The 12,751-nt window shown below is 75.2% G+C and carries 13 protein-coding genes; 4 read left to right on the forward strand and 9 right to left on the reverse strand.

Features of this window, described 5'->3' with window-relative positions; translation table 11 throughout:
* The first annotated feature begins 1 nt into the window (after nucleotide 1).
* On the forward strand, nucleotides 2-775 hold the full coding sequence (locus PH190_RS14525; protein ID WP_274232234.1) for a glycoside hydrolase family 16 protein: 774 nt from the start codon (nucleotides 2-4) through the stop codon (nucleotides 773-775).
* Here PH190_RS14525 and PH190_RS14530 read toward each other — a convergent pair.
* Nucleotides 745-1,956, reverse strand: coding sequence for an alanine racemase (locus PH190_RS14530; RefSeq protein ID WP_274232235.1), 1,212 nt, complete (start codon nucleotides 1,954-1,956; stop codon nucleotides 745-747). The genes PH190_RS14525 and PH190_RS14530 overlap by 31 nt on opposite strands.
* 23 nt (nucleotides 1,957-1,979) lie before the next feature.
* On the opposite strand from PH190_RS14530, the gene PH190_RS14535 reads away from it, so the two are divergent.
* The 3 genes from PH190_RS14535 (at nucleotide 1,980) to PH190_RS14545 (ending at nucleotide 4,526) form a co-directional block, all read left to right on the forward strand.
* Nucleotides 1,980-3,287 (forward strand): D-arabinono-1,4-lactone oxidase, encoded by a 1,308-nt coding sequence (locus PH190_RS14535; RefSeq protein ID WP_274232236.1) that lies wholly within the window; start codon nucleotides 1,980-1,982, stop codon nucleotides 3,285-3,287.
* 171 nt (nucleotides 3,288-3,458) lie between these two features.
* Entirely contained in the window at nucleotides 3,459-3,977 is a 519-nt protein-coding gene (locus PH190_RS14540) for a hypothetical protein (RefSeq protein ID WP_274232237.1), read from the forward strand.
* Between the two features lie 39 nt (nucleotides 3,978-4,016).
* Nucleotides 4,017-4,526, forward strand: coding sequence for a hypothetical protein (locus PH190_RS14545; RefSeq protein ID WP_274232238.1), 510 nt, complete (start codon nucleotides 4,017-4,019; stop codon nucleotides 4,524-4,526).
* Nucleotides 4,527-4,575: 49 nt separating this feature from the next.
* On the opposite strand, the gene rutA is transcribed toward PH190_RS14545, so the two are convergent.
* The 8 genes from rutA to PH190_RS14585 are packed head-to-tail and all read right to left on the reverse strand — an operon-like array spanning nucleotide 4,576 to nucleotide 12,719.
* Nucleotides 4,576-5,628 carry a pyrimidine utilization protein A gene (gene rutA / locus PH190_RS14550; RefSeq protein WP_274232239.1) on the reverse strand — a complete coding sequence of 351 codons (1,053 nt, stop codon included), beginning with the start codon at nucleotides 5,626-5,628 and terminating at the stop codon, nucleotides 4,576-4,578.
* Nucleotides 5,629-5,651: 23 nt separating this feature from the next.
* Nucleotides 5,652-6,707, reverse strand: coding sequence for an LLM class flavin-dependent oxidoreductase (locus tag PH190_RS14555; RefSeq protein ID WP_274232240.1), 1,056 nt, complete (start codon nucleotides 6,705-6,707; stop codon nucleotides 5,652-5,654).
* A complete protein-coding gene (locus PH190_RS14560; RefSeq protein ID WP_274232241.1) occupies nucleotides 6,694-8,091 on the reverse strand; it encodes an MmgE/PrpD family protein in 1,398 nt (465 codons plus the stop codon). The genes PH190_RS14555 and PH190_RS14560 overlap by 14 nt, the downstream gene beginning before the upstream one ends.
* A gap of 52 nt (nucleotides 8,092-8,143) precedes the next feature.
* On the reverse strand, nucleotides 8,144-9,574 hold the full coding sequence (locus PH190_RS14565; RefSeq protein WP_274232242.1) for an amidase: 1,431 nt from the start codon (nucleotides 9,572-9,574) through the stop codon (nucleotides 8,144-8,146).
* Entirely contained in the window at nucleotides 9,571-9,765 is a 195-nt protein-coding gene (locus PH190_RS14570) for a hypothetical protein (RefSeq protein ID WP_274232243.1), read from the reverse strand. The genes PH190_RS14565 and PH190_RS14570 overlap by 4 nt, the downstream gene beginning before the upstream one ends.
* Before the next feature lie 10 nt (nucleotides 9,766-9,775).
* Nucleotides 9,776-10,951, reverse strand: a complete 1,176-nt coding sequence (locus PH190_RS14575) for an acyl-CoA dehydrogenase family protein (protein WP_274232244.1) — start codon at nucleotides 10,949-10,951, stop codon at nucleotides 9,776-9,778.
* A complete protein-coding gene (locus PH190_RS14580) occupies nucleotides 10,951-12,180 on the reverse strand; it encodes a CaiB/BaiF CoA transferase family protein (RefSeq protein ID WP_274232245.1) in 1,230 nt (409 codons plus the stop codon). The genes PH190_RS14575 and PH190_RS14580 overlap by 1 nt, the downstream gene beginning before the upstream one ends.
* A complete protein-coding gene (locus PH190_RS14585) occupies nucleotides 12,177-12,719 on the reverse strand; it encodes a MaoC family dehydratase (protein ID WP_274232246.1) in 543 nt (180 codons plus the stop codon). Before PH190_RS14585 ends, PH190_RS14580 begins: the two co-directional genes overlap by 4 nt.
* Nucleotides 12,720-12,751: the final 32 nt, after the last annotated feature.

Below are 12,751 nucleotides of genomic sequence, written 5' to 3' on the forward strand. Positions count from 1 at the left end.
GGTGGCGCCGGGGGTGGTCGACGAGCGCTTCGCCGCCGGGCTCGACCCCGCGGTCTGGACGCCGTCCTACCTCCCGGCGTGGAGCTCGCGCGCCGCGGCCGCCGCGACGTGGTCGGTCGACCACGAGGGGCTGCACCTCACGATCCCGCCCGAGCAGCCGCTGTGGTGCGCGGGGGACCACGACCCGCCGCTGCGCGTCTCGGGCGTGCAGTCGGCGAACCGGTCGGGGCCGGTGGGCAGCACCGACGGCCAGCAGCCGTTCCGCCCCGGCCAGACCGTGCGCGAGGAGCAGCCGACCGTCCTCGGGATCACCCCGGGCGACGGCACCCTGGCCGTCGAGTGCCGCGCGCGGATCGGGCCCTCGGCGATGTTCTCGGCGTGGCTCATCGGCCTCGAGGACGCCCCCGAGCGCTGCGGCGAGATCTGCCTGGTCGAGGTCTTCGGCGACACCGTGACCGGCGCGCACGCCGCCGTCGGCTCGGGCATCAAGGCCTTCCGCGACCCGCACCTCGTCGACGACTTCGTCGCCGAGCCCCGCGACCTCGACGTCAGCACCTGGCACACCTACGCCGCGCACCGCGGCCCCGGGGGCGTCGAGCTGTCGATCGACGGCGTCCCGACCCGCACGCTCTACCAAGCGCCGGACTACCCGATGCAGCTGATGATCGCGGTGTTCGACTTCCCGGCGCACTCCGCGCACGACCCCGACGACGTGCCGGAGCTCGTGGTGCGCCGGGTGCTGCATCAGCCGTCGGCCGTCCCCTCGCCGCGGTAGGTCGGGACGGTCGCGACGACGCGGTCGCCGTCGACGAGGTGGTAGGCGGCGACGTGCTCGGCGAGCTCGCCGGCCTTCGCGTGGCGCATCCACACGCGCTCGCCGAGCGCCGGGACGCGCGGGCCCCGCACCGGCGTCTGCACCTCGCCCGCGCCCTCGGTGCCGGTGAGCGCGAGGTCGTCGCGCACCGGGGCGGGCAGCCGGGACGCCGCGGCGGGCCCGGAGGCCACCCAGCCGCCGCCGGCCAGGGTCGCGGTGCGCCGGTCGGGTCGGCGCACCACCGGCAGCGCGTACGCGAGCGCGGCCCGGGGGTGCAGGCGGGTGTAGCCGTCGAAGAGGGTCGCGCCGACGAGGGCCGAGCCGGCGGCGATCTCGGTGACCGACGGGTCGGCGCGCGTCGACTCCACGCTGCCGCTGCCCCCGCCGTTGACGAACGCGAGGTCCGCCTCCGCGCGCACCGCCCGCACCGCCGCGCCCCGACGGGCGGCCAGCTCGCGCGCCGACCGCCGCTGCATCCAGCCCACCACCGCGTCGCGCACCCGCGCCCCGGTCGCGTCGGGCACCCCGGCGATCTGGCCCTCGTAGGCCATCACGCCGACCAGCCGGTACCCCGGCCGCGCCGTGATCGCCAGCGCGAGCCGCCCGGCCTCGCGGGCGGTGCGCACCGGCGAGCGCCGGGCCCCGACGTGCACGCCGGGCAGCGGGCGCCACGCGGCGTCGAGCTCCAGGCACACGCGCAGCTCGGGGTGGTCGGGGCCGAGGACGGCGTCGACGAGGTCGAGGTGCTCGACGCTGTCGACCATGATCGTGATCGCGGCGCGGGCGCGCTCGTCGGCGGCCAGCGCGCGCAGCGCGGCGCGGTGCACGGTCGGGTAGGCGACGAGGACGTCGTCGTGCCCACCCTCCGCGACCAGCCACCGGGCCTCGGGCAGCGTGAAGGCCATCAGCCCGGTGACCTCGGGCCGGGCGAGCGCGCGCTCGACCAGCGCGCGGCAGCGCAGCGACTTCGTCGCCACCCGGATCGGGAGCCCGTCGGCGCGGGCCAGCAGATCGTCGAGGTTGGCGTCGAACGCGGCGAGGTCGACGACGGCGAACGGCGGGTCGAGGTCGGCGGTCGCCCGGTCCCAGCGGGCGGTGGCGGCGACGGCGGCCGGCGGGACGCGACCACGGCGGCGGATCACCGCCCGGACGCTACGGTGCCGGGATGGGCGGCGGCACCTGGCACAACTGGGCCGGCACCGTGGCCGCCCGGCCCGCCCGCGTGCACCTCCCGCGCGGCGTCGACGACGTCGTCGCGGCGGTGCGGGCCGCGTCCGCCGCGGGCGCGACGCTCCGGCCCCGCGGCAGCGGGCACTCGTTCACCCCGCTCGCCGCGACCGACGGCCACGCGCTCGACCTGCGGGGATGGACGGGGATCGAGTCGCTCGACACGACCACCGCGCGGGTGCGGGTGCGCGCGGGCACGACGCTGCGCGCGCTCAACGCGGTGCTCGACGCCCACGGCCTGGCGCTGGCGAACCTCGGCGACATCGACGCCCAGACCGTCGCCGGCGCCGTCGCCACCGGCACCCACGGCACCGGCGCGCGCCTCGGCGGCCTCGCGACCCAGGTCGTCGCGCTCGACCTCGTCCTCGCCGACGGCACCCGCGTCGCGTGCTCGGCGGGCGACGACCTCTTCGAGGCGGCCCGCGTGGGGCTGGGCGCGCTCGGCGTCGTCACCCACCTCACCCTGCAGTGCGTGCCGGCGTTCGCGCTGCACGCGGTCGAGCGCCCCGAGCCGCTCGACGACGTCCTCGCCGACCTCGACGGCCTCCTGACCGGCGAGGACCACGTCGAGTTCTACTGGTTCCCGTACGGCGCGCAGGCCCTGGTGAAGCGGAACCGCCGGGTGCCGGTGGGCGAGGCGCCGGCGCCGCTGTCGGCCGCCCGGCGGTTCCTCGAGTACGACGTGCTCGAGAACGCCGCGTTCGGGACGCTGTGCCGGGTGGGCCGGGCGCTGCCCCGCGCCGCGGTCCCGCTCGGCCGGGTCGCGGCGGGCGTGCTGTCGGCGCGCGAGTACGGCGACCGCTCCCACCGCGTGTTCGCCACCACCCGGCGCGTGCGCTTCGTCGAGTCCGAGTGGGCGGTGCCCCGGGAGCGGCTCGCGGAGGTGCTCGACGACCTGCGCCGGCTCGTCCCGCGTCTCGAGCACCCGGTGCTCTTCCCCGTCGAGGTGCGCGTGGCCGCGGCCGACGACGTCTGGCTGTCCACCGCCCACGGCCGCGACACCGCCTACGTCGCGATCCACCAGTACGTCGGCGCGCCCCGCGCGGAGTACTTCGCGGCGTTCGGCGCGGTGGCGGCCGCGGCCGGCGGGCGCCCGCACTGGGGCAAGGAGCACCACCTCGACGCCGCGGCCCTGGCGCAGCGCTACCCGAGGTTCGACGACGTCCGCCGCGTGCGCCGCGAGGTCGACCCCGGCGGGCTGTTCACCGACCCGTACCTCGAGCACGTCCTCGGGCCGGTCTCCTAGCGGCGAGGGGCACCGCCGGCCGGCCCGCTCGCCTCTCGATCATGCGCACCGTGCCCCTCGCGAACCGGCAGATCTGTCGCGCACCTCCTGCAGACACTCAGCGTCGTCGTCCGCTCGGCGAACAGGTGACGTCTACCGACTCGCTCCCGATCTCCGCTACTCTCCGCGCCCATGGCCGAGCGCTCGACCACGTCCCGGGCCGTCACGGTCCGCCAGCTGCCGCCGGCGACGGCCGCGTTCATCAGCGAGCAGGGGGCGGTGCGGGGGCTCTTCCGCGACCCGCTGCCCGAGGTGACCCACGCGCTGCGCACCGACGAGGTGACGACGAGGAAGCGCCTGTTCGGCGGCGCGCGGACCTCCGTGCGCACCGTCGAGATGCTGCTGACCCCGGACCTGCTGATCGTCTCCTACCGCGACGGCAGCGACGGTGACGCCCGCCCCGACCCGGCCGCCCAGGTCAGCTTCCACCGCCTCGGGCAGCTCGAGTTCGCCCCGCTGCCCTCCGAGCTGCTCGAGCGGGCCGGCCACGCCAGGGTCGCCGTGCCCGACGGCCTCATGCCCCTGACCAGCACGCCCGTCGGCAGCACGCACCGCGGCAGCCGCATGGTCCCGATCGGCACCGGCCCCGACGTCGCGCGCTTCCGCCAGGCGCTGCGTGACGCCGTCGAGCGGACCCGCCGCAGCGCCTGAGCGTTGACGCCGGTCGCCGCGCTGCACCACGGTGGAACGGTGACGCGCAACCTGCTGACCGGGGCGATCACGGTCGACGACCTGCCCGCCGCGACCGCCGCGTTCATCCGGGCGCAGGGCGCGAAGCGCGGGCTCGACGGCGACCCGCTCGACGGCGTGACACACGGCCTGCGCACCGACGAGGACACCCACGAGCGGCTCAGCTCCGGGCCCCGCGTCGAGCACCACACCACCGAGATGCTGCTCAGCCCGACGCTGCTGGTCATCGCCTACCGCCAGGGGCACGACGACCGCTACGACCGCGTCGACCCCGCCGCGCGCGTGAGCTTCCACCGGCTCGACCAGCTCGAGCTCGTCGACGCGCCCGTCGAGAAGCGCGCGCGGACGCTGGGCGCCCACGCCCACGGGGTGCTCTCGCTCGCGAGCCGGCCGGTCGGTGGGCCGCCCCGGCGCGCGACCCGGCACATCCCGACCGGCAACGCCCCGGAGGCCGCGACGTTCCGCACGGCGCTCGCGGCGGCCGTCGAGCGGGCCCGCGCGGACGCGTGACCCCCGGCGGCGGACCCCGCGAGGGGCACGGGGTCCGCCACCGGGAGACCTAGCCGAGCAGCGGCTTCACCTTCGTGCCGAAGTCGTGCACGCCCTGCTCGAAGTCGTCGAACGTGAACATCATCCCCGCGACGCCGGGCATCTTCGCGACCTCGTCGACCTGCCGCGCGACCGTCTCGTACGACCCGACGAGCGTCGCCATGTTGAAGTTGACCGCGCCCTCGGGGAGGTTGATCGTCCGCGCCGTGCCCGAGCCGTCCGCGGTCTTGTCCTGGCTGCCCTCGTCGGACATGTAGCCCAGCGCGGCCGCGTCGGCGCCCTCGTTGTAGGAGCGCCACTTCGCCTGGGCCTCCTCGTCGGTCTCGGCCATGATCGCCATGAACAGCGGCAGCGAGCGCACGTCGCGGCCGGTCTCCTTGGCGAACGAGGCGAGCTTCTCGGTGGGCTGGCGGTAGACCTCCGGGTCGTTGACGCCCGGCGAGAGGATGAAGTTGTAGTCGCCGTACTCGGCGCAGAACCGCATGCCGCGCTCGGACTGCCCGGCGCACACCACGTCGACCTTGCCCTGCGGCCGCGGGGAGAGCACGCAGTCGTTCATCTGGAAGTACTGGCCGTCGAGGTCGCAGCGGCCGGTCTCCCACAGGTCGCGCAGGACCTTCACGTACTCGGTGGAGTAGTCGTAGCGGTAGCCGAAGTACTCGTCGCCCGGCCACAGGCCCATCTGCTCGTACTCGTTCTTCGCCCAGCCCGAGACGATGTTGACGCCGAAGCGCCCGGGCGCGATCTGGTCGATCGTCGTCGCCATCCGCGCGACGAGGGCGGGCGGCAGCGTGAGGACGGCCGTCGACGCGTAGAGCTTGATCCGGTCGGTGACCGCGGCCAGGCCCGCCATCAGCGTGAACGACTCGAGGTTGTGGTCCCAGAACTCGGTCTTCCCGCCGAAGCCCCGCAGCTTGATCATCGACAGCGCGAACGCGAAGCCCTGGCGCTCGGCCTCCTGCACGACGTTGCGGTTGAGGTCCCAGGTCGGCATGTACTGCGGCGAGTTCTCGGAGATGAGCCAGCCGTTGTTGCCGATCGGGATGAAGACGCCGAAGTCCACTTCGGGACCACCTTCCTGCGGGGTCAGGAGACGGGGAGAGGGAGCGCGCGCAGCGCCGGGACCACCTCGCGGGCGAGGAGGTCGAGAGACGTCCGCGCCGCCGACACCGGCATGCCGGCCCAGTCGGTGCGGAACACGAAGTGGTCGACGCCGAGCTCGTCGCGCCACGGGAGGAGTGCCGCGGTGCAGTCCTCCGGAGACCCCACCACGAACCGGTCGTGGGCGAGGTCGTCGTAACCGACCCGGAACGACTCCGTCCCGGGCATGACACGGTCCTGGCCCCAGTCGGCGTAGACCTCGTACTTGCGGGCCAGGTGCGGCATGGCCAGCTCGAGGGCCTGCTCGCGCGTCGGGGCGCAGAACACCTCGCGGATGACCGGGAGCTCGGTCACGGGCGGGCGCCCGGCCGCCTCGCGCTCGGCCCGGAACAGGTCGAGCTGCCGCGCGACGGTGGCCCGCGTGGCGTGCGGGTTGATCATCCACGTGTCGGCGAGCCGCGCCGCCCGCCGCACCGCGCCGTCGGAGTTCGCCGCCATCCAGATCGGGGGTCGTGTCCTTCCGTCGGGCCGGGCCGCGGGGAGGAACGTGGTGCGGACGTCGTCGAGGCGGGTCCAGGGCAGGTCGGCGGTGACGGCCTCCCCGCGCCACAGCGCCTCGACGATCCGCAGGTTCTCGGTGAACCGGTGGACCTTCTGGTCCGGCGGCACCCCGAACGCGTCGTACTCGACCTGCCGGTAGCCCAGGCCCACCCCGAACACCGAGCGCCCGCCGGCGACGACGTCGAGCCCGGCGTAGGCCTCGGCGGTGTCGACGGGGTTGTGCAGGGCGAGCAGGTGGATCCCGGTGCCGACGGTCATGTCGCCGGCGTCGGCCGCGAGCCGCGCCAGCCAGGGCAGCGGCTGGATGTGCGCCATCGACTCGGCGAGGTGGTGCTGCCCGGCGAAGACGGAGTCCAGGCCGGCGTCGCGGGCCGTGCGCACCAGGGAGAGCTGCTCGTCGAGGGCGACGAGCGGGTCGCGGCCGGGCGGCTGCTGGTGGGTGAGGAAGACGCCCGCCCGCACCCCGTCAGCGCTGGTCACGGCACGCCTCCGCGAACTCCGCGGCCGGCCGGTCGTCGCCCAGCGACAGCACAGCGTCCCGCACCCGCTCGGCGGTGGCGGCGTCGGCGACCCGGCCGATGGTGTCGGTGTACTTGGCGACGATCTCGGCGTTGGTCAGCGGGCGCTCCTCGTGCCCGCGGTTGACCTGCTCGCGGTGGGCGACCACCCGCCCGTCGGCGAGCTCGATCTCCACGCGCCCGGAGTAGGCGGCGGGGAACAGGCCCTCGTGGTCGTCGACGACCTCGACGCGCCGGGCCAGGGCCAGGATCTCCCGGTCGGCGAGGGCGTCGTCGGAGAGCTCGGCCAGCGTGAACCGCCCACGCACCAGGGCCGCGGCCACGGTGTAGGGCAGGCTGAACTTGGCGTCGTACTCGTCGCGCGGCGCCCACTTGTTCTCCGGCGGCTGGCAGACGACCTTGCCGGGCACCGGGTGGATCGCGCAGCGGATCGCCCGCACGTCCTGCGCGCGCACGCCGTGCTCGCTGCGCAGCAGGAGCGCCGCGTCGGCGAAGGCGTGGTTGAAGTGGCAGATGGGGTACGGCTTCACCGCGGTCCGCAGCAGCTCCCACCGCTCGCCGAGGCCCTCGGTCACCGCCTCCGGGTGGGTCTCGCGGCCGGCCAGGTGCGTGGCGTAGAGCCCGAAGCGACCCTCGTACACCGCCGCCGGTCCGGTCCAGCCCGCGCGGGCGAACGCCGCCGCCGTGAGCCCCGACATCGCCGCCCAGCCCGGGTGCAGGCGCTTGGTCCACGACCCGTCCTCGAGGAACTCCAGCAGCCCCGCCGCCATCGAGCCGACGACGCCCTGCGCGGCCGCGAGCCCGGTGGCGTCCAGCCCCGTGAGCTTCCCGGCGGCCACCGCGGCGCCGAACGCCCCGGCGACGGCCGTGGGGTGGAAGCCGACGTCGTGGAACCCGCCGGCCCCGCCGATCCCGACGCGCGCCGAGACCTCGACGCCGAGCACGTACGCCGCGAGCAGGTCGCGGGTGCTGGCCCCCGCCACCGTGGCGGCCGAGATCGCCGCCGGCAGCGCAGCCGCGGACACGTGGGTGACGGCCGGGATGTGGGTGTCGTCGAAGTCCATGCCGTGCACGAGCACGCCGCCCAGCACCGCGGCGTCGCGCGGGGCGAGCCGGTCGGGCATGCCGAGCACCGGGTGGGCCCCGGTCCCGAAGGTCGCCAGCGCGTCCCGGGCGACGCCGGCGAAGGGGTAGGCGGTGGAGGCGAAGGCCAGCCCCACGGCGTCGAGCACGAGGTGGCGCGCCCGCTCGAGGACCTCGTCCGGCACGTCCCCGGGGTCGAGCGCCGCGGCGAACTCCGCGACCCGGCCCGCGGCGGTCGTGCGGGTGGGGCTCTCCAGCGACACGAACGCACCCTCTCGATCGGTGACCGGCCTCACAGCACCATACGTCAGACGTTTAGGTCGCGGAAGGGGGTGCCTGCCGGTGGTGCTCGGTGCGCTCCTGGAACACGCGCGCCGCCCACAGCGCGGTGCCTTCCCGGTGCGGCGGGGCGATGAGCTGCGCGGACACCGGGCAGCCGTCGGGCGCGAGCCCCGTCGGCACCGCCAGCCCGGGCGCCCCGGTGAGGTTGCCGAGCATCGTCGAGCGCGACTGGGCGGCGTAGAGCGGGAACTCCTCGCCGTCGACGACGACCGTCCCGTGGGGCAGCCGGGGCGCCGTCGACGGGCACGTGGGCACGACCATGAGGTCCGCGGCGGCGAACACCGCGTCCAGCTCCCGCTGCAGCTCGACCCGGAACTGCAGCGCCCGCAGGTAGTCGACGGCCGGGGTGACGATGCCCTGGCTGATGCGCCGCACGACGACCGGGTCGTAGCTGTCCCAGCGGTCGGCGTCGACGCGGTGCAGGGTGGCGGCCTCCGTGAACACGACCTGGTAGCCGATCGGCAGGGCGTCGCCGGCCGAGGGCACCTCGCCGGGCACGACCTCGGCGCCGGCCGCGACCAGCTCGTCGACGAGGTGCGCGACGCCCGCGCGCACCGCGCCGTCGCAGAGCTCGGTGAACGCGCCGCCGGGCACGGCGATGCGCAGGCCCGCGAGGTCGGGGCGCGCCGGCACCTCGAGCGGGGCCAACGGGGTGCTGCGGGGGTCGGCACCGTCGGGGCCGCGCAGGACGGCGAAGAGGCGTTCGGCGTCGCGGGCGCTGCGCGCGATCGGGCCGACGGTCTCGGTGGTCCACGACAGCGGGAAGACGCCGGTGCGCGGGATCGCGCCGGCGGTCGGCTTGAGCCCGGTGAGCCCGCACCACGCCGACGGCAGGCGCACCGACCCGCCGACGTCGGTCCCGAGCGCGCACGGCACGGCGCGGGCGGCGACGGCGGCCGCCGAGCCGGTCGACGAGCCGCCGGCCCAGCGCGCGGGATCCCAGGGGTTGCGCACGGGACCGAAGCGCGGCGGGTGCGGCCCGCCGACGGCGAACTCGGTCGTGGCGTCCTTGCTGACCGGGATCGCCCCGGCCTCCTCGAGCCGGCGCACGACGGTCGCGGAGGCCGCGGCGGGGGCGTCGCCGTCCCGGCCGTGGTTCCAGGAGCCGTGCGTCGTGGGGACGCCCGCCACGTCGATGACGTCCTTGACCCCGAACGGCACGCCCTCGAGCGGGCGCGCGGTGCCGTCGGCCCAGCGCCGGGCGGACGCGGCGGCGGCCGCGCGGGCGCGCTCGTCGAGGAGGCGGATCGTGCAGTTGTAGGCCGCGTGGGCCTTCTCCAGGGCGCGCAGGGCCTCGTCGACGGCCTCGACCGGCGTCGTGTCGCCGGCGGCGTAGGCGCCGAGGAGGTCGGTGACGTCCGGGGGCCCGGCCGGGGTGACGCCGGGGGTCACGGCCGGGGTCACGGCCGTACCCAGGCGTCGCCGTGCGCCGGGTCGGCGGCGCCGTCCGCGGGCAGCGGGCGGGCGCGCAGCCGGGCGACCGCGGTCTCGGCGCCCACCACCGCCGCGTGCAGCGCCGCCACCGTGTCCTCGTCGACCGAGTAGCCGAGGCGCGCGGCGAGCGCGGCGAGCTCCTCGGGCGGGGGGACGCTCACCCGATCCCCCTCATCCGATGGTCGCCTTCCCCGCGAGCAGGGACCGCGCGACGACGGTGCCGAGCATGTCGTTGGTGCCCTCGCCGATCGACATCAGCGGGGCGTCGCGGTAGAGCCGCTCGACCTCGAACTCCGTCGAGTAGCCGTAGCCGCCGTGGATGCGCATGGCGTCGGTGGCGCACTCCAGCGCCGCGTCCGACGCGAAGATCTTCGCCATGCCCGACTCGGTGTCCATCCGCACGCCCTCGTCCATCCGCGAGGCCGCCCAGTAGGTCATGAGCCGCGCGGCCTGCAGCTTCACGGCGATCGCCGAGAGCCGCAGCTGGACGGCCTGGAAGTCGCCGATCGGCTGCCCGAACGCGGTGCGCTCGCGGGCGTAGGACAGCGCCTCCTCGTAGGCCCGCTGGGCGATGCCGACCGAGCGCGCCGCGATGTTGACCCGCCCCGTCTCGAGCGAGGACAGAGCCTGCTGCAGCCCGCGCCCCTCGACCCCGCCGAGCAGCTGGGAGGCCGGCACCCGCACGTCGTCGAGCACCACCTCGCACGACTCGGTGCCCTTGTAGCCGAGCTTGCCCATGTCCTTGGTGATCTCGAGCCCGGGCGCGCCGGCCTCGACGAGCAGCATGCTCATGCCGCGGTGCGGCGGCGTCGCGGTCGGGTCGGTCTTGACCAGCACCGGCAGCGGGTCGGCGTGCCGCGCGTTCGTGATCCACATCTTGGTGCCGCGGACGACGTAGTCGGCGTCGGACCCGGGGCCGTCCCGCGTGGCCGTCGTCGTGATGCTCTGCAGGTCGGTGCCCGCGCCCGGCTCGGTGAGCGCGATCGCCGTGCGCCGCTCCCCCGTCGCGAGCTCGGGCAGGTACCGCCGCTTCTGCTCCTCGGTGCCGTGGCGGGCGATCATCCAGCACGACACCGAGTGGCTGCCGAGGATGCCGGCGATGCCCATCCAGCCGCGGCTGATCTCCTCGAACGTCAGGGCGAACGAGACGGTGTCCGCCTCGAGCCCGCCCCACTCCTCGGGCACGGCCAGGCCGAACAGGCCCAGCTTCTTCATGCCCTCGACGATCTCGGTCGGGTAGCGGCCCTCGTGCTCCCAGTCGCGGGCGACCGGCACGATCTCGCGGTCCACGAACGACCGCAGGGTGTCGCGGAAGAGCCGCTGCTCGTCGCTGAGGCGGAAGTCCATCAGGGTGTCCCCTCGGTGGTGTCCGGGTCGGTGCCGAACGCGCCCGCCGCGCGCAGGGCGGCCAGGCGCTCGTCGTCGTAGCCGATCCCGCGCAGCACGGACGCGGTGTGCTCGCCCATCGCCGGTCCCCCGCGCACGGCCGGGGTGTCGTCGCCGGGCGGGCCGACGCGGACCGGCGAGCGCAGTGACCGCACCGTGCCCCAGTGCGCGTGCTCGGTCTCGGCGACGAGGCCGCGGGCGACGGTGTGCTCGTCGGTCAGGGCCTCGCCGACGTCGTGGATCGGCGCGCACGGGATGCCCGCGGCCGTCATCGCCGCGATCCAGGTGGCGACGTCCCGGGCGCGGAACAGCTCCTCGAGCAGCGGGACCAGCACGTCGCGGTGCCGGTCGCGGTCGCGGAAGGTGGCGAACCGGGGGTCGGTCGCGAGGTCCGGCTGCGCGAGCACGACCGTGAGCCGCTGCCAGAACTTCTCCTTGGCGCACCCGACGACCAGCCACCCGTCCGCAGCCTCGAACGCCTGGAACGGCACGAGCGAGGGGTGCGCGGAGTGGTGCGTGCGCGCCGGCGTGTAGCCCTCGGTCAGGTGCCACGTCGCCGGGTAGGTCAGCAGGCTGACCGCGGTGTCGTAGAGCGACAGGTCGCAGTCGGTGCCGACGCCGTCGCGCCGCGCGGCGTGGATGCCGGCGAGCAGCGCGATCGCCGCGACGAACCCGCCGCTGTAGTCCACGAGCGACAGGCCCGCCTTCTGCGGCGCCCCGCCCGGCTCCCCCGTCAGCGACATCCAGCCGCCGAGGGCCTGCAGCACGTAGTCGTAGCCGGGCTCGGCCGCGCGGGGTCCGGTCATCCCGAAGCCGGTCAGCGAGCAGCAGACGATGCGCGGGTTGACGTCCTTGAGGTCGTCGTAGCGGATGCCGAGCTTCGCCGGCACGTCGCCGCGCAGGTTCGAGTACACGGCGTCGGCGCTGCGCACGAGGTCGTGGAACACCTCGCGCCCGGCCGGGGTGCGGATGTCGAGCAGCACCGACGACTTGTCCTTGTTGAACGACTCGAAGAACAGCGAGTCCCCGTCCTGCGCGTACGGCGGGACGTAGCGCCCCACGTCGCCGCCCGACGTCGGGTCCTCGATCTTGATGATCTCCGCGCCCAGCTCGGCGAGGTGCATCGAGCCGAACGGGCCCGCGCCGTACTGCTCGAGCGAGACGATGCGGACGTCCTCGAGCGGCCTCACTGCTCGTTCTCCTGCGACTCGTTCTCCAGCGAGAGCGGCACCGCGGCCTGCGGGAAGTGCGACGCCGCCCGCGGGGCGTCGCGGCGGTGCACGTAGAAGGCGCGCTTGAAGGTCAGCACCTCGACGCCGTCCTGGTTGAGCCCGCGGCTGCGCACGCGCACGATGCCGGCCTCCGGGCGGCTCGACGACGCGCGCGTCTCCAGCACCAGCGACTCCGACCAGAGCGTGTCGCCCGCGAACACCGGGCTCGTCAGGCGCAGCTCGTCGATGCCGAGGTTCGCGAACGCGTTCTGGCTGGTGTCCGACACCGACTGCCCGAGCACGATCGAGATCGTCAGCGGCGACGCGACGATCATCCGGCCGAACTCCGAGTCCGCGCCGACCTGCGCGTTGAAGTGCGCCTGGTTCGTGTTCATCGTCAGCAGCGTGAACCACGTGTTGTCCGTCTCGGTGATCGTCCGGCCCAGCGGGTGCTGGTAGACGTCCCCGACGGTGAAGTCCTCGAAGAAGCGGCCCTGCCAGCCCGCGACGACGGCCATACCCCGACGCTAAAGGTCTGACGTATCGCGCC

The sequence above is a fragment of the Actinomycetospora straminea genome (assembly GCF_028737255.1).
Taxonomy (GTDB): Bacteria; Actinomycetota; Actinomycetes; order Mycobacteriales; family Pseudonocardiaceae; genus Actinomycetospora; species Actinomycetospora straminea.

Bases quoted from the DNA above. Each gene is read 5' to 3' on its own strand.
- PH190_RS14535 (WP_274232236.1), top strand. From the start codon at position 1,980: ATGGGCGGCGGCACCTGGCACAACTGGGCCGGCACCGTGGCCGCCCGG.
- PH190_RS14540 (WP_274232237.1), top strand. From the start codon at position 3,459: ATGGCCGAGCGCTCGACCACGTCCCGGGCCGTCACGGTCCGCCAGCTG.
- PH190_RS14575 (WP_274232244.1), bottom strand. From the start codon at position 10,951: ATGGACTTCCGCCTCAGCGACGAGCAGCGGCTCTTCCGCGACACCCTG.
- PH190_RS14585 (WP_274232246.1), bottom strand. From the start codon at position 12,719: ATGGCCGTCGTCGCGGGCTGGCAGGGCCGCTTCTTCGAGGACTTCACC.